The sequence below is a fragment of the Psychromonas algicola genome (assembly GCF_004378355.1).
Classification (GTDB): Bacteria; Pseudomonadota; Gammaproteobacteria; order Enterobacterales; family Psychromonadaceae; genus Psychromonas.
This window is the reverse complement of sequence record NZ_SNUB01000024.1, coordinates 21,369-40,866: the sequence shown is the minus strand read 5'-3', so window position 1 is coordinate 40,866 and position 19,498 is coordinate 21,369. Positions and strand designations below refer to the sequence as shown.

Here is a 19,498-nt window from a genome sequence, read left to right as displayed (position 1 = left end):
TTACATATTTATTTAAATAAGGTTATTTATAAATGGAACAATTATTAGGACAAAACATGCAATTTATAATGATTATTTCAGGCATATTCATTGTTGCCTTAATCACTATTGGGCTTATATTTGCCAAACTTTATCATAGAGCGACAAAAGAAGTGGCTTTTGTACGTACAGGTATGGGTGGTGAAAAAGTAGTTAAAGATGGCGGAGCAATTGTTTTACCAGTTCTTCATGAAACCATTCCAGTGAACATGAACACTTTACGTATTGAAGTCAGCAAAATACAAAAAGATGCTTTGATTACAAAAGACCGTATGCGAGTTGATGTTAAAGCAGACTTCTACCTACGTGTCGCACCTCATTTTGAAGGCATCTCAATGGCAGCTCAAACATTAGGCACAAGAACCATGCGAGTACAAGAAGTAAAATCATTAATGGAATCAAAGTTTGTTGATGTGTTGCGCGCGGTTGCTGCTGAAATGACCATGATAGAAATGCATGAGCAACGTGCTGAATTTGTTCAAAAAGTACAACACAGTGTGATGAACGATTTAGAGAAAAATGGACTAGAATTAGAATCTGTTTCTTTGACTGGATTTGACCAAACAGAATTGCAATTTTTTAATGAAAACAATGCCTTTGATGCCGAAGGTCGTGCCCGCTTAACTAAAATCATTGAACAAAAACGAAAAGAAACCAATGATATTGAACAAGAAAACAGGGTCTTAATTGAAGAGCGTAACCTACAAGCAGAAAAACAATCTCTTACAATTAAGCAAGAAAAAGAAGAAGCGCAATTAGCACAAGAGCAAATTCTTGAATTTAAACGCTCACAACAGCAAGCGGAAATCATTAAACAACGCGAGCAAAATGAGCAAGAAGAACGTCAAGCAGAAATATCTAAAGAGCGTACCGTTCAATTAGCTGAAATTGAAAAAACCAAGCAAATTGAAATGCAGGAAATTGATAAAAACAAAACGCTAGAACAATCTCGTATTCAGCAAGCAAAAGATATTGAAGTCTCTGAGCAAGATAAACGCATTGCAATAGCAGAGAAATCAGAAGAGGAATCTGCTGCACGCGCTAAAGCCGCCGAAGCTGAAAAAATAAAAGTAGAAAAAGAAGAATCCGTTATTACTGCGCAAGAAATTGCACAAGCAAATCGTAGTAAAGAAATTGAAGTGATTGACGCTAAAAAAGAAGCAGAACGAGAAGCAGTTGGTGTCACCGTTCAAGCTCAAGCAGAAAAATCAGCAGCACTAGATAAAGCTGATGCAGTATTGATTGAAGCTAAAGCATCAGCAAACGCTAAAGTACTACAAGCAGAAGCTGATGAAAAAGTATTTGCAGTTGAAGCCGAAGGTAAACGCGCATTATACGAAGCAGAAAATTCACTACGTGATGAACAAATATCATTACAAAAATCAATGGCGATATTAGAAGTGCTTCCTGAAATTGTTGCAAATTCAGTTAAGCCATTAGAAAACATTGAAGGTATTAAAATCCTACAAGGATATGGAAGTGGTTCAGCAGCAACGGGTAGCACATCAACACACAGCGGCGGTAAAGCAGGAATGGCAGAGCAAATAACAAGTGCAGCTTTAAATTACCGAGCTAATGCCCCGTTAGTTGATAGCATGTTGAAAGAATTAGGTATTGTAAACAGTGAAACTGGATCTCTTAACGATTTGCTAAATGGTGAGCACAATATAATAGAACAAGCATTGAATCCTCAAGATGCAACACCAGTAGTAAGCAATAATGTTGATAACCTAGGTTCATCAACAACAGTAGAAAATAATATTGATAGCTTAAGTAAGTAATATAACTTTACTCTTTAATCTATTATTTACATCTAAAAGCTCAGTTAATTACTGAGCTTTTTGTAATTACCCTATTATCCATTCTTTTGCTTCTTTTGAAGCTGATTTCCTAAAGGCTTTAATTTCAATCGCAGAAAACAAAGCGGATAAATTTTCAATAACCGTATCTATTTCATCATCGCTACAAATCGCTAACTTACCTGTATCCATCACTTTCAATAGCAATGAAAGGGATTCCCAGTGCTCATAAGATGATGCTGAAAGCATCAATATACTAGGCGTATATCCATAAACAGCGACACCTTGCGCGACTTCTCTAATAAATTCTTTAACATCTTGGGAAGTTAATTTGTATCCATTATCAATCTTAATCTCATAAAGATAAGGGCTTGCAGAGCTTTTAGTTTGGTGCATTACATTCTCACTAATTATTTTTTATTTACAGGATGCTGTTGTTATCTATCAAATATGTACTGGATTTTATTATTTTTAAAGCCAATTGACTCGTAAAACTGGCGAGCATCAATTCTGTTTTCATTGCAGCGGACACGAAATTTGGCATTAAAGAGTCTAAGAACGTAATCAACCAGACTTCGACCGACACCTTCATTTCTATATTCAGGCGCAACCACTAAACCAGCAATTTCATAGAAAGATTCTGATGCTAACTTGGGCGCATAGAAAATGTGTATCCAACCAACAATTCTTCCATCGACTTCTGCAATATGAACACGATTTTGAGAAGGGTTAATTAAGAAATCAAGTTTTTCATAAGCTTCATCGTCTGACAATTGAGAATAGCCAATATGTTGTGAAACTTCGTTTATTTGTAGTGCATCAGACTTTTTAACTGCACGAATAGTGTGAGTCATTTTAGTTTTCCTATTTTCATAGCGGATGTCTATTGAGTACCTGAACACGTTTTTAAAATTATATAGACTCTAAAGCAGAAAAGACTAAATCCTTCTTAAACGCTTTATATAAATGCTAAACGGTAACACCCTAAAGTACTACTGCATAAATAATTTTGTTTTGTCATTAATTAATACAAAACTTTCAACAATCCTTTTTAGTCCTCACCAGGTTGATTATCTGTTAGAATCCAAACTTATTATTTACTCTCGTTTTTAAGGGCATTATCATGCGCGTTATTTTTTACATTTCAATTTTATTTATTTGTATGTTTAGTCCCCTTGCTTTCTCTGAAATAAATCACATCAAGGAAGTAACTGAAGAGGAAACTAAACTTAATGAACAACCTATTGTGAGTGCTATTGATCAACGTTTGGATGATGAAACTAAGGTTGAAGAGTCTAAATTTTCATTAATACCGCATAAGCCAACTTATTTATTGCCATTTAATTTTAATGATAAGCTCAAAGGTTATTCATTTTATCAAGATTCAGAAAATTTAAGTAATACACAACAAACAGAAATTAAATATCAAATAAGTTTTAAAGTTCCTTTGATTCATCATATTGGACACTTACCTATCTCAGGTTACGTTGCATATACACAAACCTCATTCTGGCAAGGTTATAATACTGAAGGATCTTCACCTTTTCGTGAAACGAATTATGAGCCAGAGCTATTTTTGAGATGGAATGTTAATAAAGAACTCCATTCAAACTGGTACTTGAAAGGGATCTCGATGGGGTTTGTACACCAATCAAATGGCCGTTCAGAACCCATTTCTCGTAGTTGGAATCGTTTAAATAGTAGCTTTGTATTTGGTAAAGAAAATGTAGCGATAGCAATCATCCCTTGGTATCGTATTGAAGAATCAGAAGCAGATGACGATAATCCTGACTTGCTAGATTATTATGGCCACGGGCAAATGACCTTGGTTTATAAAAATGCGGATCGTGTATTTGCTATTATCAGTCGTAATAATATAGAAAGTGGATTTAGCAAAGGTTCCGTTCAAGCATCATTGAGTTTTCCATTATTCGAAAATGTGAGAGGCTATGTTCAAGTCTTTTCTGGTTACGGTAATAGTTTGATTGAATACAATGTTTACACCAATACAATCGGCATAGGTATTTCCATTAATGATTTTTTATAGGCTTTTTTGCGCTTATAAAAAGGTGGTTTATTTTAATTAATCAATGAACGCCTATCTGATTATCTAGTAGAATTCGGTTATTTAATGATTTATTTAGTTATCTTCCTTTCATCCATATAAGAGTGAATGTCATGACACTTTCAATTTTAGGCACAGCAACATCAGCAAGCGCAACCAAAGCATTATTATTAGGCTCAGGCGAGTTAGGTAAAGAAGTTGCCATTGAACTACAACGGTTTGGTATCGAAGTTATCGCAGCAGATAGCTATGCCAACGCACCTGCGATGCAAATTGCACATCGTTCTCATGTAGTGAGCATGTTAGACGGCGATCGTTTAGATGAAATTATCCGCTTAGAGAAACCTGATTTTATCATTCCAGAAGTGGAAGCCATTGCTACGGATACGTTATTAAAATTGGAGCAACAGGGTTTTAATATTGTTCCCACTGCTCGCGCTACAAAATTGACTATGGACAGAGAAGGTATTCGACGTTTAGCTGCTGAAACTTTAGCTGTAAAAACGTCTCCTTATATCTTCGCAGATACTAAAGAAGAATACTTAAAAGCAGTAAAAGAAATCGGCCAACCTTGTGTTATTAAGCCAGTGATGAGCAGTTCAGGTAAGGGCCAAAGCGTGGTAAAAAACGATGCTGATTTAGATAAGGCGTGGACTTACTCACAGGAAGGCGGCCGTACAGGCGAAGGCCGAATTATTATTGAAGGTTTTGTGCCTTTTGATTATGAAATTACTCTATTAACAGTCAGTGCCATCGATGGTGTTCACTTCTGCGCACCTATTGGACATCGTCAAGAAGACGGCGATTACCGTGAGTCATGGCAGCCACAAGTCATGTCTGCAGCGGCATTACAAAAAGCACAGGAGATTGCGACCAAGGTAGTGACTGAATTAGGTGGTTTTGGTTTATTCGGGATGGAGTTTTTTGTACAAGGTGATGAAGTATATTTCAGCGAAGTGTCACCTCGCCCACACGACACAGGCTTAGTCACTTTAATTTCACAGGATTTATCTGAATTTGCTTTGCATGTGCGCGCTATTTTAGGTTTTCCTATTGGAAAAATCACACAATACGGCCCTTCAGCTTCTAGTGTGATTTTAGGAAATGGCAGCTCTCAAGATATTCAATTTGAAAATGTGGGTAATGCGTTAGGTAAAGTGGCTGGTGCGCAAATACGTTTATTTGCAAAACCGAATATTAACGGTGGCCGTCGTTTAGGCGTTGCTATTGCTCGTGGTGAAAATATAGAAGAAGCGATCGAGAATGCAAAATCGGTAAGTCGTGCTGTTAAAATCAATTATTAAACAAATTAATTCAATTTCCATCATTCAGCTTCTCATCACTTAATTTTTTATAAGAATGAGAAAGACTAAAAAGCAGTATTGTGAAAACAGTACTGCTTTTTTTATGTCTACTTTAAAGCTTTTTGAGTTTAACTTTCTGTTTATACCTCTTATTAAAAAACTTTTTATCCTTTTCTATTTAGCTAAAAAAAACCAAAATAGTTCAACAAATAAGCACAAAACACAAAAAACGCACAAAAAATTGAAATTTAGCTTGATTATTGCTCCAAATACCAATACTGTTGGTTTATACAGTGTTTATTCATACAGGTTATTTATATGTTATCTACAGTAATTAAAGCAACACAAGCTAGTCCATGTTTGTTAAATGATTTCGAAGCAAAATCAATTGCGACAAATAAATTAGTTAATGTGCATTACCAACAAAATGATTATAAAGCCTTGTTAGATTATATACAGAATGGCGAAGATCAGGGCTGGATATTGTTTCTTGCTCCTCCTGGTAAACCAAATACAGCTTTCTTTGAACAAGCAGGGATCGATAAAAGCCGAGTATTAATGATAGATTCAAGCAAAGTAAATGATAACCTTGCTCTCCTTTCTACTCTCCTAAAAAGTAATAACTACTGTACAGTTGTCACTTGGTTAAATGAAGTCTCAGAACAAACGCGTTTAACCATTGAAGCTGATGCTAAATCAACAAACACAAGCTGCTTTATTTACTGTAAGCAATAAGCCTTTTTAGTTTTTATAAGTGTCACAACATAATATCAATTGATGCGTATCAGTGTTTATTAATGTTGTTCAATGATACTCATTGGCATAGACCATTTTACTGGTTACTATCAATATGAATGCAATGGATTTGAGACTTGGATAATAGAAGGTGAATATGTACCCATACAGTGATAAAACAAAACAATTAATTAACTTGATTGGTAGTGGCGATGCTGCTTATGTGCCTAAAGCAATAACCTGTGCCATTAAAACATTAGATCAAATAGCTAACGATCCTTCATTACCAGAAGCGACCAGAGAATCAGCAGCTTTTGCTGCAGCGAACCTAGTATTAAGCGATTACAATGATAATGATTAGCTCGTACTAATCATGTAAATCCCAGACATTAAAAAAGGAGCCTAGGCTCCTTTTTTAATGTGTATAAGTTAATTTAAACGATTAACCAATATGCGTTAATCCGCCCATGTAGTGTTGTAATACTTTAGGTACTTCAATACGACCATCTTCACATTGATAATTTTCTAAAATAGCAACTAAGGTACGGCCAACCGCTAAACCAGAGCCATTAAGTGTATGTAGTAACTCAGGCTTCTTCGCGCCAGCACGACGGAAACGAGCTTGTAAACGGCGAGCTTGGAAATCACCCACGTTTGAACAAGATGAGATTTCACGATAAGTATCTTGCGCTGGTAACCACACTTCTAAATCATAAGTTTTGGTTGCGCTAAAGCCCATATCACCAGTACATAAAACTACTTTACGGTAAGGTAATTCTAGATTCTTAAGTACTTGCTCTGCATGGCCTGTTAGCTCTTCTAATGCTTCAAAGCTTTTATCTGGATGAACTAATTGTACCATTTCAACTTTATCAAACTGATGTTGACGAATTAGTCCACGCGTATCACGACCATAAGAGCCCGCTTCACTACGGAAACAAGGAGTATGTGCAGTCATTTTGATCGGTAAATCAGCTTCATCGTAAATCACATCACGACTCATATTGGTTAATGGCACTTCTGCGGTTGGAATTAATGACATGCCAACACCTTCTTCCGTTGCTGGATTAGTGTTAAACAAATCTTCACCAAACTTAGGCAGTTGTCCGGTTCCATACAAACTATCTGCATTCACTAAATAAGGGACATACATTTCTGTATAACCATGTTCGTTAGTGTGAAGGTTAAGCATGTATTGCGCTAATGAGCGATGTAATTTAGCAATTTGACCTTGCATCACGATAAAACGCGAACCGCTGATTTTAACCGCTGATTTAAAATCTAAACCGCCTAAGGCTTCACCCAATTCAACATGATCTTTAACTTCAAAATCAAATTTTTTCGGTGTGCCCCAAGTTAATATTTCTACATTTTCAGTTTCATCTTTACCGATTGGTGCAGATTCATGTGGTAAATTAGGTACCATATCTGAAATTGTTTTAATTTGTTCTGCAATCAATGTTAACTCTTCTTTTGAGCTTTCTAATTGCTCTCCAAGTTCATTCATTGCTTCACGTAATGGTTTGATATCTTCGCCGCGTTTAGCCGCTAGACCGATATCTTTGGAGCGAGTATTACGCTCTGATTGTAAGTTTTCAGTAGAGATCTGTAGCGATTTTCTTTTTTCTTCTAATCCACTCAATAAACTTACATCTAACTCATAACCACGTTTTTTTAATAACGCCGCAGTTTGTTCAATATCATTACGTAAAAACTTTGCGTCTAACATTTTATTCCCTAACTTTTCAAAACTAATAAAGTACCTAGGTAGACTGCAAGCAGACATACCACTACATTTAATGCCACATTTAACAGCGCTTTAAATAATTCTCCCTGTTGGATCAGCAATAAGCTATCCAGAGAGAATGATGAAAATGTGGTTAATGCACCTAAAAAACCCACGCCAATTAATGGCCACCAATTGGAACTACCCAAGGTGCCTTGCTGAACTAACTGAAAAATATAACCCATGATCAGCGAGCCAATTACATTAACCGTAAGTGTAGCAAAAGGAAAACCTTTTCCAAAGAGACTAACTATGCCAATCCCAATTAAATAACGGAAAGTTGCACCAAATGCCCCCCCACAAGCCACTAAACCAATATTGAGCATGATATTATTCATAATAATTCTCTATTTATAAATGTTAGCGATTGCAGCAGCTTAAACTTTTATTATTTTTATTAACGTAACTGCTAATCTGATTAATAACGTTTATTAGGACTCTGCTGGTCACAATTTTTTAAATACTGTAATTTCTCTGAAATCTGTTTTTCTAATCCACGCTCAGTCGGTTCATAGAATTCTATTCCCTCTAAGGCTTCAGGTAAATAAACTTCTCCAGCTGCGTAGGCGCCAATTTCATCATGGGCATAACGGTAACCTTCACCATGATTTAACGATTTCATTAATTCAGTTGGCGCATTACGTAGATGCAACGGCACTTCAAGGTCAGGATAAGCTTCAACTGCTTGTTTGGCTTTAGCAAAGGCTTTATAAACCGCGTTGCTTTTAGCAGCACAAGCACAATAAACGGCAGCTTGTGCAATCGCCCTCTCGCCCTCTTTAGGTCCAATACGTGTAAAACAATCCCATGCAGACATAGCGACTTGCATTGCGCGAGGATCGGCATTGCCAATATCTTCAGAGGCAATGGCTAATAAGCGCCGAGCCACATATAGAGGGTCACAACCGCCAGCGAGCATTCTTGCATACCAATATAAAGCTGCGTCGGGATCTGAACCACGTACTGACTTATGAAAGGCTGAAATGTAGTCATAAAACAGATCGCCCTGTTTATCAAAACTCACGCCTTCACGACCAGCAATTTCCATTAACAATGAAGTATCAATCACCAATTTTTGCTGATTAGGGATCGCCATATCAGTTAATAGTTCTAGGTAGTTCAAGGCTTTACGTGCATCACCTTGTACAAGTTGCGCAAGTTTATCTAACACTCCTTGTTCAAACTCAATATTGTGCTCTGCTAATCCATCCTGTGATTCACAAGCTTGTTTGATAACCGCGACAATTTCTTGTTCAGTCAGTTTTTTTAATAAATATACACGCGCACGTGATAACAAAGCGTTGTTTAGTTCAAAGGAAGGGTTTTCGGTGGTCGCACCAATAAATAAAAAAGTGCCATCTTCGATATAAGGTAAAAATGCATCTTGCTGACTTTTATTAAAGCGATGTACTTCGTCAACAAACAAAAGTGTGCGTCGCCCTGCAGCTTGATTTTGTTTAGCAACATCAATAGCGGCACGTATTTCTTTAATGCCAGAAGTCACAGCAGATAAACGTTCGACGTGTGCATTACAATATTCTGCAATTAACTCTGCTAACGTTGTTTTACCGGTTCCTGGTGGGCCCCATAAAATCATTGAATGTGCAAAGCCAGACTCTAACGCTTTACGTAGTGGTTTTTCTTTGGAAATAAGATGTGATTGACCGATATATTGGTCAAAGTTTTTTGGCCGCATGCGCGCAGCCAAAGGTTTAAATTGATTATCAACGGCGAATAAATCTTGCATTAGCGTTGATCGTCTATCTCAACACCCTCAGGTATTTTGAATTCAAATAAGTCGCTGCTTAGCTTTTTACTTTTTTGGTTAGGCGTTAACTTGAATAAGCTCACTTGTCCGTGACTTTCTTCTACTCTAAATTCATTAATATTGTCGTTCTTATCAAAGATAAAAGTAAATTTGGTTTTATTATCAATATTGTTTTTGTTACTAACAATAAATTGATTATCAAATTTTGTAACTTCGAAGTTTTTCCACTGTGAGGCATCTGCACCAGACAATAAAACAAAAGGAGTACCATCAACGGCATCCACAAAGTTCATGATCGTTACTTGCTCGATAAATGGGCTGTATAGCCAAATATTGCTACCATTAGAAACAATAAGCTCTTCATCAGGTTGTTGAACTTGCCAATAGAAATTACCAGGGCGAGAAATAGTTAATTGCCCAGTACTTTCTTGAATAAGTCGCCCTTCAGGATTAATCACTTGTTGCTTAAAATCAGCTTGAATAACGTCTACTTTAGCTAATTTACTTTGTAAAAGTTCACTATCAGTTTGTGCAATAACAGTTTGAACTGATGACACTAAAATACATAAGAAAGCGATAACACTTCTTTTCATTCTTTAATCCTTAATTGGAGGTGGAGCAAGTACTTCACGGTTACTATTTGCACCCGATGGTGCGGTGATCACGCCTTGAGCTTGTAATTGATCAACCAAACGTGCAGAGCGGTTGTAACCAATACGGAATTTACGCTGTATGCTTGAGATCGATACTTTACGGGTTTCTGTAATAAAACCAACTACTTCGTCGAATAATGGATCAATTTCTTCATCCCCTTCAGCCTGTTCACCAGGTAAAAGCATGTCCATATCCACATCGCCGGCTAAAATTTCTTCTACATAATTAGGTTGACCACGTTTTTTCCAATCAGCGACCACTTTATGGACTTCATGATCGTCAACAAAGGCACCATGAACACGCGTTGGCACCCCCACACCCGGAGGCATATATAACATATCACCATGACCTAATAAGGTTTCAGCACCTTGTTGACCAAGAATGGTGCGAGAATCAATTTTACTTGATACTTGAAAGGCAATACGCGTTGGAATATTGGCTTTAATTAAACCTGTAATGACATCAACCGATGGGCGCTGTGTGGCTAGAATTAAGTGAATTCCCGCCGCACGAGCTTTCTGTGCAATACGCGTGATCAACTCTTCACATTTTTTACCAACAATCATCATCATATCGGCAAATTCATCAACCACTACGACGATAGTTGGTAATTTTTCCAATTCTGGAGCGCTTTCAGCCATGCTATCGCCTGGTTTCCATAACGGATCTAAAATCGGTTCACCAGCCGCTTTGGCTTTTTTAATTGCCGAGTTATAACCTGCTAAATTACGAACGCCTATTTCAGCTAATAATTTATAACGACGTTCCATTTCTCCGACACACCAACGCAATGCATTAGCAGCATCTTTCATGTCAGTGACCACTTCTGTTAAGAGATGTGGAATACCTTCGTAAACACTTAACTCAAGCATTTTGGGGTCAATTAAGATCATACGTAAATCTTCTGGAGCAGATTTGTATAATAGGCTGACTATCATACAGTTTACGCCCACAGACTTACCTGAACCCGTTGTACCAGCAACCAGAAGATGTGGCATTTTGGCTAAATCAACCACCACAGGTAAACCTGAAATATCAGCGCCTAGCACCATGGTTAAAGGCGATTTATTATCATTGAATTTTTTACAATCAAGTACTTCTGAAATATAAACTATTTCACGATGCCTGTTAGGTAACTCTAATGCAATCACTGACTTACCTGGTATTTGGTCAACCACTCGCACGCTCATTGCAGACAATGCTCGAGCTAAGTCTTTTTCTAGACTGCTCACTGTACTCACTTTCATGCCTGGTGCGAGATCCAACTCAAAGCGAGTAATCACGGGTCCCGGCAATACATTCACAACATCAGCTTTGATTTTAAATTCAAGTAGTTTAGCTTCAACTAAGCGCGCTGCCGTATCTAATTCTTCTTGAGAAATAGGATTAATTTTCTTATCTGGTCTATCTAATAACTCAATACTTGGTAATGGATCTATATTTTGATCAGCAACAAACCTTTCCGTTGGACGCGCGTGTTCAGGTAAATGCGAAAAGTCATTTTTAGTCACTGACTTTTTTTGTTGAATGCCCTCGACTTCTTCACTCGCCCCTTCCCAATCAATAATATCTTCATTTAATTCAGGTAAGACTTCATCTTTACCGATAAAGGTATCACCACTGAAAATATCTGAATCTTGCTCAGATGGGCTTGAGAAGTCGATCATTGGCGTTTCGTCTTGCTCTTCATCTTTGTTTTTCTTGTTTTCTTTTTTAGCTAACGCATCTAATTTCTTTTGCTCTTTAAGCGCTTGCTTCTCTAATTTTTTATCCAGTTTTTCTTGTTTAATTTGCTCTTTTTCTAATAAGCGTTGTTCTTTCTCAAGTTGACGTTGCTGGTTTTTCTCTGCATTGATTTCAGCATTTTCTTCTTTATGGCTTTTCAATTTTTTGGGTAAATTAATTAACCAAGTCACCGCTCTTATCGTGAAGTCACCAAGGCCATCAATTAAACGGATCCATGAAAAACCAAACAATAATGTGGTACCAGACACTAAGAAAGTTAATAGAATTAAGTTAACTGCTAATAGGCTGAAAAAACTTAACATACTTTGTGCGAGAATATCTCCCACTAAACCGCCAGACGGATAATAGTGATAGTCACTAATATTAATAGCTGCGAGTGCGCTTAAACTAAAGAAGGTGAAAATAAAGCCAACAATTCGCAAGCTTAAATTAAGGAAATCGATATTGAAGCTAAAATTTGGCTTCCATAAAATGGCCCATGCAACACTGACAATCACCACAGGAATTAAATAAGCTAAAAAACCAAACCCATAAAATAAGATATCGGCGACCCATGCTCCCACGCGACCGCCTGAGTTTTCAATATCGGCAACCCATTGCTGCTGTGACCAACTTGGGTCAACAGGTGAAAAGGTGGAGAGTGATAACACAATAAAGATAGCAACAAACGCACTAACAATAATGCCTACTTCTGATAATTTTTGCACCCCAGAGAGGTGGTTTAACAATTTGGTATCTGACAAAAAAGTACCCTAACTATAAATATGCACGATGGCATGTTGGTAAATAAAAGAAGCTATTTTAATCTAAAAAGTTTTCAGGTAATTGATCACGTAAACGTAACCATATTTTCCCACTTGCAAATGCGGAGTCCCGTACTATTTGCATGATTTGTTGCCCGTCACCTTTTTCAAATACAGCTTTGATATCTGCATAGAATGACAGTGCAATTAATTTAGCTTCACTGTTAGAAAAATAAAATGTACCGACTTTACGATATAAATCTTGTAAGCCATTTAAAATCAATACATAAATCATGTTGTTAGATGACACTGCAACATGATGGTAAAAACGATAATCGAACTCAGTAAATACAGCACTACTTGCATCACTTGAGGGAATGTTTTCTAAAAACTCTATAACACTTTTGCTGTTATGTTTAGCGGCCATACGTAAAATAATAGTACTAATGTTAGTACGTACTGACATTAATTGATCAATATAGTCGCCACGACGTTCATTGTCTAAGCGCGTTAATGTACTTAATACGTTTAAGCCAGAGGTTTCCCAAAAATCATTTACCTTGGTTGCTTTACCATGGCGAATGGTTATCCACCCTTCTTTTGATAATCTCTGTAATACTTCACGCAAGGTGGTACGCGTTACGCCTATTTTATCTGCTAGAAATCGTTCTGCAGGTAAATCAGAATGAATAGGGATCGTTCCGTTCCATATCGATTCAATAAGGTATTGTTCTGCAACGTCGGCAGGACCTTTCGCTTTCATTATCATTTTATTTTGACTTTCCAATAACATATGACCTTATATTATCATATTCGTTCTATTCAAAGCTTGCTGTTTGTAAAAACAGTATAAGCAAACAAACAAATGTGACTTTCTTCACAATCAATATCAACTAATTTTCAGTTAACTCATTAATAGTCTTTTTATTTTAAACATTTAAGCGGTAAAGTATTAGTAGATTAATAAACTCCTTAAGGAAACAATTTTGAACTCTTCCATTTATTCAAACTTAAAACAGTTATCGCTACAACGCTCTTCTTGGTTATTACTTGCAAGTAGTGCATTAGTCTTAGAGTTATGCGCCCTTTTCTTTCAACACGTAATGAATTTAGAGCCTTGTGTTATGTGTATTTATGAGCGTCTTACCATGCTTGCCATTGTTGCTGCGGGTTTAATTGGAGCAATTGCTCCTCAAAACCTATTTATTCGTTTAATTGCTTTCGCGGTTTGGGCAGTCGGGGCAGTTTGGGGATTAATGTTAGCCAACGAACATGTCCACTATCAACTGCATCCTTCTCCTTTTGCAACCTGCGACTTCTTCCCTAACTTCCCTACTTGGTTACCATTACATGAAATGGTGCCTTGGTTATTTAACCCAACTGGCGATTGTGCTGATATTGTGTGGCAATTTTTTGGTTATTCAATGCCACAATGGTTAATTGTATGTTTTGTAATCTACCTAGTTTTATTTGTTGTTGTCGCTATCACAGCCATGCTGCCTAAAAAATCTAACTCAGCGATTTTATAAATCATCTTTAGTCGATAAAAGCCAACGGCATTGGCTTTTATCTATTTTCTACTACCCCGCCTCATAATCTTCACAAGAAGAATTAACAACGAGTGATTATTGTAAAAGAGAATGATCAGCCGGTAGGTTTTTCATTATCCACACAACCAATTTATGACGAATATTAGCGGTATTTTCATCTGCTTCATTCAATGGATTGATCAGTTTATCTTGTACTAATAAACGGTAAATACATTCTTGTTTATCCTTAGCGGAAGTCGTGCTGTCAATACCAACGTATCCTCTTTTAAGGGCATAAGCTGTGCCAAGCTTAGTCGCATGCTGTAACAATTGAGATTCATTTTTAATCTTTTTCATATGACCGCCTTAATATGTACTAATAAGTTAATTATTCTGTTTTACCCAATAATGCGAGTACACCACTTTCATCTAGTATTTCAATACCTAACTCGGTTGCTTTAGCAAGTTTAGAGCCTGCAGCCGATCCAGCAACTAACGTATTGGTATTCTTAGAGACACTTCCCGATACTTTTGCGCCTAGCGCCTGTAATGCGGCTTTAATATCATTACGAGACATCGCATCAAAGCTACCGGTTATCACAAAGGTTTTACCTAGCAATACTAATTCACTATCATCAACTTCTTCTATGACAGGCCAATGAATGCCGGCATCGCATAATTGATTAACCACTTCTAAATTATGATCTTGACGGAAAAAATAATATAAATGCTTGGCGACAATTTCACCTACATCACTAACACTTTTTAGTGACTCGATGCTTGCCTCTTGTATCGCTGGTAATTTTTTATAATGTTTCGCTAAATTAGCAGCGGTTGTTTCACCGACTTCGCGAATACCTAAAGAATATAAGAAACGCGCTAGTGTTGTTTTTTTGCTGACCTGCAAACTATTCACTAGTTTTTTCGCAGAGGTTTCACCCATACGAGGCAAACTAGAAAGTTGCTGCGTAGTTAAGGAAAATAACTGCGATGGGTCTTTGATCATATTATGATCAACCAATAAATCGACTAGCTTGTCACCTAGCCCATCAATATCTAATGCTTTACGCGATGCAAAATGTTTAATCGCTTGTTTACGTTGCGCTTCGCAATATAACCCACCTGTACAGCGTGTAACAGCCTCTCCTTCTATGCGCTCGACTTTACTATCACAAACGGGACAAGTTTCAGGAAATACAATTTCAGACGTTTTATTAGCATCACGCTGCTCTACAACAACACGCGCAACTTGTGGGATCACGTCACCAGCACGACGAACTACGACGACATCACCAATTAAAATACCTAAACGTTCGATTTCATCTTTATTATGCAAAGTTGCATTAGAAACCGTTACTCCACCTACAAAAACAGGTTTGAGTTTAGCAACTGGAGTAATTGCACCTGTTCGCCCTACTTGGAATTCAACATTTTCAACGGTTGTGACCGCTTCTTCAGCTGGAAATTTATAAGCCGTTGCCCATCGCGGCGCGCGAGAAACAAACCCCATCTCTTCTTGTAAACTAATATCATCGACTTTATAAACCACTCCATCGATTTCATAGGCTAATGATGATCTTTTTTCAGAGATACTATCGTAAAATTCATGACAAGCAGCTTCACCAACAACACGTTTTACTTCACTTGAAACAGGTAAGCCCCATGATTTAAGTTGTTCGATACGTTGGTATTGGCTATCAGCAAGATCCCCATCAAACACGCCAACTGCGTAACAATAGAAAGCAAGTGGCCGGTTTGCTGCAACTTTAGAATCTAGTTGACGTAAACTACCAGCAGCAGCATTACGAGGATTAACAAATGGTTTTTCACCTGCAGCTACTAAGCCTGCATTTAATTTATTAAACCCTTCTTTAAGCATAAAGACTTCACCGCGAACTTCTAACACAGCAGGAATATTGTCGCCTCTAAGCTTCAAGGGTAAATTGGCAATCGTTTTTACATTTTCAGTAACATTCTCACCGGTTAAACCATCACCACGAGTTGCCGCTTGCACTAATAATCCATTCTCATAAATAATACTTGCCGCTAAACCATCTAGCTTAGGTTCAATACAAAAAGCAGTTTCAGCTAATGAAGATTTGTCGATCACGCGTTGCATAAAATCATCAAGCGAAGCAGAGTCAAATACATTATCTAGACTCAACATTGGTAATTGATGCGTCACTTGCTCAAATTTAGATAAGGCCGCTCCACCCACTTTTTGTGTTGGTGAGTTGGCGGATAATAATTCGGGATGCTCTGTCTCTAATTGCTTAAGCAGTTTAAAAATACGATCGTATTCAGCATCAGGAACAGAAGGCGCATCAAGTACGTAATATTGATAATTATACTCTTCTAATAACTCGCTAAATTGTTGTACTTGTTGTTCTGCTGTTAATTGTTTATCTGTCATATTTTTTCACTTTTTTATCTCATTCTACTAATAAAAAAACCTCGTAAACGAGGCTTTTTTAGGAGGCAGTCTCACATCACCTAAACGAGTATTAGGTATATTGTAATAGACGACTGCGATATTCTATAAATTGTGCTTCTGTTAATGTACCGCGTTGTTCATTTAATACATCACAATGAAATTCATCTGCAATTTGTACCACTGCACGTAACATAAGATCAAATGCTTTTTTAATATCAATCTTGTCATTGGGAGCCGTTAGGAAAAATGAAATGCCTTGGGATTGAAATTGTTCCATTGAGTCTAAATCGAAGGTTCCTGGTGCCATCATATTAGCAATACTAAATAAGACTTCACCAGTACCATCAGAGTTTTCATGACGATGGAAAATGTTCATATGACCGTAACGGAAACCTGAAGTTAAAAAGAATTGCAATAATTCATGTCCACCTAATTTAGAGCCATCACGTGCTACCACATTAAATACAAAAATATCTGTAGGCTCTTCAATTGAGGACATTTGCTCAGGGTCGTTTAAGACTTCTTCCTCTGTTGCAACTTCATCTTCTAATTCACTGCCGATGGTATTACTTTTCGTGCTAACCTCATCAAAATCTTTATCAGCCACTTCACTATCAGTTAATAAAGTGTCTGCATCGATAAGCATATCTTGCTCGTCGATGTTGGAATCATCTTCGTCTATGACATTATCGTCATTAATTGAAATATCAAAACTTTCTAGATCCTCGTCGTCTTCTTGACTAGCAATCCCATAAAACTCCATTGCATCAACGTCGCTTTCCACCATAGTAACGTAAGGCTCTTCGTTACTTTCTGTTGGATCTTCTTCTAAATCTTCATATTCCTCTGGAAGTACTGATTCTTGCTCTTTTTTACTAATTAAAAAACCATGAATTAATACTCCGAGTATAGCTAAAATGCCAATTGCAATAAGAATAGGTTGGAAATTCTGCATTATTGATTCTCTTGAGTCATGATAAACAATTTTATAATGAGTAAATTACCTTGTATCGCGCTTTGCGTCTATCATTTGCCCACTATTTTTTACAAAATTGTTATAGAATTTAAAAAAGAGCCAATTAATTACCCTATATAGCCTTTTTACAAGGTAATATTACTTTATAGATCAATAACAAGGCATGAATATGAACTCTGAAAATTTTATCAATCAACCTTTATCTGGCATTGGATACTTACTTAAAGGTGCAAAATTGCTGAGCCATCCTAAGCTTCGCGTTTTTGTGATTATCCCACTACTTATTAATATAGTGATATTTGCAAGCGCATTTAGTTTTTTATTTTTTAGTATTACTGGTTGGATTGAAAGCTATATGGATCAAGTACCTTCATTTTTAAGTTGGCTTACTTATATTTTGTGGCCAATTATTATTGTGTCAATTTTGTTCTCATTTTCCTTTATTTTTTCAACCGTAGCCAACCTTATCGCCGCACCTTTTAACGGTTTGTTAGCAGAAAAAACAGAAAACTTATTAACCAACTCATCCATTAACGATGATAGCTTTGCTGATTTATTTAAAGATTTACCACGTATATTTAAACGAGAATGTCAAAAGTGGCTTTATTTTATTCCACGTATAATAGGTTGCTTATTGTTATTTTTAATACCTGTAATTGGACAAACTATCGCACCTATCATTTGGTTTATTTTTGCAGGATGGATGATGGCAATTCAATATGCAGATTACCCTTTTGATAATCACAAAGTCTCATTTGCTAAAATGAAACAAGTCTTGGCCACTAAATTAGGCAAAAATATTACCTTTGGTATGATCGTTAGTTTTTGTACAAGTATTCCTGTTATCAATTTTATTATTATGCCAATCGCGGTATGTGGCGCAACAGCAGCATGGGTTGATATCTATAAAGCTCAAGCATTACCCGATCCAAGTAATACCAATTACATTAAATAATGTGTTCTAAATTTTGCGCAATAAAAATGACTTAGTTCAAGGCATAAGTTGAGGTAAAGGGTTGTTTCCTTTATGAAACTTATAACAAAGAAATAAGTCATTTTAACAAGTAAAATAGAGCAGTTAATTAGTATGATTGGTATAAATTGGTTGAATCTTAAAAACTCATTTAACACACATAAAAAAAGCCCATCTGATTACATCATGATGGGCTTTTTTAATACCGAGATTAACTTAAATTATGCAGCGAAGTTTTTAGCAACAAATTCCCAGTTAACTAATGCCCAAAAACCGTTAAGGTAGTTAGGACGCACGTTACGGTAATCGATGTAGTATGCATGTTCCCATAAATCAACTGTTAAAAGTGGTGTAGTACCTGCTTCAGTTAATGGCGTTCCTGCATTTGAAGTATTTACGATTTCTAATGAACCGTCAGCTTTTTTAACTAACCAAGTCCATGAAGAACCGAAGTTATTAACTGCTTTATCGTTTAATGCAGCTTGGAATTCAGCGAATGAACCAAATGTTGCATTGATTGCAGCAGCAAGTTCACCAGTTGGTTCGCCTCCAGCATTTGGCGCTAAACAGTTCCAGTAAAATGTGTGGTTCCAGATTTGTGCAGCATTGTTAAAAATACCACCTTCAGAAGTTTTAATGATTTCTTCTAAAGATTTTTCAGCTAGAGGAGTACCTTCAACTAAACCATTCAGTTTAGCAACATATGTTGCATGGTGCTTACCATGGTGAAAGTCTAAAGTTTCAGCTGAAATATGTGGTTCTAATGCGTCTTTTGCATATGGTAATGCTGGTAATTCAAAAGCCATTTTAATTCTCCTAATAAAGGCTGGGGGGATGTTCTTTTTATTGAGTCTATTTATACTTTCTTTGCATACAAAAATCCACAACAAAAATTGATCTAGATCATTTTACATCTATGATAGAATAGTCTCAAATTTACACTAAAA

Annotated in this window: 19 protein-coding genes; 7 read left to right on the top strand and 12 right to left on the bottom strand. The window is 36.7% G+C overall.

Translation table 11 applies throughout. The features are described from left to right. Nucleotides 1-56 precede the first annotated feature (56 nt). Nucleotides 57-1,820, top strand: a complete 1,764-nt coding sequence (locus tag E2R67_RS12010; protein ID WP_445177042.1) for a flotillin family protein — start codon at nucleotides 57-59, stop codon at nucleotides 1,818-1,820. Between the two features lie 66 nt (nucleotides 1,821-1,886). Here E2R67_RS12010 and E2R67_RS12005 read toward each other — a convergent pair whose 3' ends face one another. Together E2R67_RS12005 and E2R67_RS12000 are read right to left on the bottom strand one after the other, a co-directional pair. Beyond that, on the bottom strand, nucleotides 1,887-2,234 hold the full coding sequence (locus E2R67_RS12005) for a SpoIIAA family protein (protein WP_134291196.1): 348 nt from the start codon (nucleotides 2,232-2,234) through the stop codon (nucleotides 1,887-1,889). Nucleotides 2,235-2,275: 41 nt separating this feature from the next. Next, a complete protein-coding gene (locus tag E2R67_RS12000) occupies nucleotides 2,276-2,692 on the bottom strand; it encodes a GNAT family N-acetyltransferase (protein ID WP_134291195.1) in 417 nt (138 codons plus the stop codon). Nucleotides 2,693-2,961: 269 nt separating this feature from the next. Here E2R67_RS12000 and E2R67_RS11995 point away from each other — a divergent pair, with 269 nt between their 5' ends. From E2R67_RS11995 to E2R67_RS11980, 4 genes are all read left to right on the top strand, one after another. Next, the gene (locus tag E2R67_RS11995; RefSeq protein ID WP_243837011.1) at nucleotides 2,962-3,885 is read left to right on the top strand and encodes a phospholipase A; all 924 of its coding nucleotides are present in this window, start codon (nucleotides 2,962-2,964) and stop codon (nucleotides 3,883-3,885) included. Nucleotides 3,886-4,016: 131 nt separating this feature from the next. Beyond that, entirely contained in the window at nucleotides 4,017-5,207 is a 1,191-nt protein-coding gene (purT, locus tag E2R67_RS11990) for a formate-dependent phosphoribosylglycinamide formyltransferase (protein ID WP_208379520.1), read from the top strand. A 318-nt stretch (nucleotides 5,208-5,525) separates the two neighbouring features. Then, nucleotides 5,526-5,942, top strand: coding sequence for a SulA-like leucine-rich domain-containing protein (locus E2R67_RS11985; protein WP_134291194.1), 417 nt, complete (start codon nucleotides 5,526-5,528; stop codon nucleotides 5,940-5,942). 157 nt (nucleotides 5,943-6,099) lie between these two features. Beyond that, nucleotides 6,100-6,303, top strand: coding sequence for a YaeP family protein (locus E2R67_RS11980; RefSeq protein ID WP_134291193.1), 204 nt, complete (start codon nucleotides 6,100-6,102; stop codon nucleotides 6,301-6,303). A gap of 81 nt (nucleotides 6,304-6,384) precedes the next feature. On the opposite strand, the gene serS is transcribed toward E2R67_RS11980, so the two are convergent. From serS to fadR, 6 genes are all read right to left on the bottom strand, one after another. Continuing rightward, the gene (gene serS / locus E2R67_RS11975) at nucleotides 6,385-7,671 is read right to left on the bottom strand and encodes a serine--tRNA ligase (protein WP_134291192.1); all 1,287 of its coding nucleotides are present in this window, start codon (nucleotides 7,669-7,671) and stop codon (nucleotides 6,385-6,387) included. 8 nt (nucleotides 7,672-7,679) lie between these two features. After that, nucleotides 7,680-8,066 carry a fluoride efflux transporter CrcB gene (gene crcB / locus E2R67_RS11970; protein WP_134291191.1) on the bottom strand — a complete coding sequence of 129 codons (387 nt, stop codon included), beginning with the start codon at nucleotides 8,064-8,066 and terminating at the stop codon, nucleotides 7,680-7,682. A gap of 80 nt (nucleotides 8,067-8,146) precedes the next feature. After that, nucleotides 8,147-9,475, bottom strand: coding sequence for a replication-associated recombination protein A (locus E2R67_RS11965; RefSeq protein ID WP_134291190.1), 1,329 nt, complete (start codon nucleotides 9,473-9,475; stop codon nucleotides 8,147-8,149). Beyond that, entirely contained in the window at nucleotides 9,475-10,089 is a 615-nt protein-coding gene (gene lolA / locus E2R67_RS11960) for an outer membrane lipoprotein periplasmic chaperone LolA (protein WP_134291189.1), read from the bottom strand. Before lolA ends, E2R67_RS11965 begins: the two co-directional genes overlap by 1 nt. Before the next feature lie 3 nt (nucleotides 10,090-10,092). After that, nucleotides 10,093-12,639, bottom strand: coding sequence for a DNA translocase FtsK (locus tag E2R67_RS11955; protein WP_134291188.1), 2,547 nt, complete (start codon nucleotides 12,637-12,639; stop codon nucleotides 10,093-10,095). A gap of 58 nt (nucleotides 12,640-12,697) precedes the next feature. Next, nucleotides 12,698-13,426 (bottom strand): fatty acid metabolism transcriptional regulator FadR, encoded by a 729-nt coding sequence (gene fadR, locus E2R67_RS11950; RefSeq protein WP_347876782.1) that lies wholly within the window; start codon nucleotides 13,424-13,426, stop codon nucleotides 12,698-12,700. Between the two features lie 211 nt (nucleotides 13,427-13,637). Here fadR and dsbB point away from each other — a divergent pair, with 211 nt between their 5' ends. Then, entirely contained in the window at nucleotides 13,638-14,168 is a 531-nt protein-coding gene (gene dsbB / locus E2R67_RS11945) for a disulfide bond formation protein DsbB (RefSeq protein ID WP_134291209.1), read from the top strand. Between the two features lie 96 nt (nucleotides 14,169-14,264). Here the strand turns inward: dsbB and E2R67_RS11940 are convergent, their stop codons facing one another. The 3 genes from E2R67_RS11940 to zipA form a co-directional block, all read right to left on the bottom strand. Further along, nucleotides 14,265-14,525 carry a DUF5062 family protein gene (locus E2R67_RS11940; RefSeq protein ID WP_134291187.1) on the bottom strand — a complete coding sequence of 87 codons (261 nt, stop codon included), beginning with the start codon at nucleotides 14,523-14,525 and terminating at the stop codon, nucleotides 14,265-14,267. Between the two features lie 31 nt (nucleotides 14,526-14,556). Next, nucleotides 14,557-16,581, bottom strand: coding sequence for an NAD-dependent DNA ligase LigA (gene ligA, locus E2R67_RS11935; RefSeq protein WP_134291186.1), 2,025 nt, complete (start codon nucleotides 16,579-16,581; stop codon nucleotides 14,557-14,559). A 91-nt stretch (nucleotides 16,582-16,672) separates the two neighbouring features. Continuing rightward, nucleotides 16,673-17,557, bottom strand: a complete 885-nt coding sequence (zipA, locus tag E2R67_RS11930) for a cell division protein ZipA (protein ID WP_134291185.1) — start codon at nucleotides 17,555-17,557, stop codon at nucleotides 16,673-16,675. A gap of 190 nt (nucleotides 17,558-17,747) precedes the next feature. Between zipA and cysZ the strand changes: the two genes are divergently transcribed. Further along, nucleotides 17,748-18,533: a sulfate transporter CysZ gene (gene cysZ / locus E2R67_RS11925; protein ID WP_134291184.1), complete on the top strand. Its 786-nt coding sequence runs from the start codon at nucleotides 17,748-17,750 to the stop codon at nucleotides 18,531-18,533. A gap of 239 nt (nucleotides 18,534-18,772) precedes the next feature. On the opposite strand, the gene sodB is transcribed toward cysZ, so the two are convergent. Continuing rightward, nucleotides 18,773-19,357, bottom strand: a complete 585-nt coding sequence (gene sodB, locus E2R67_RS11920; RefSeq protein WP_134291183.1) for a superoxide dismutase [Fe] — start codon at nucleotides 19,355-19,357, stop codon at nucleotides 18,773-18,775. Between the last annotated feature and the right edge of the window lie 141 nt (nucleotides 19,358-19,498).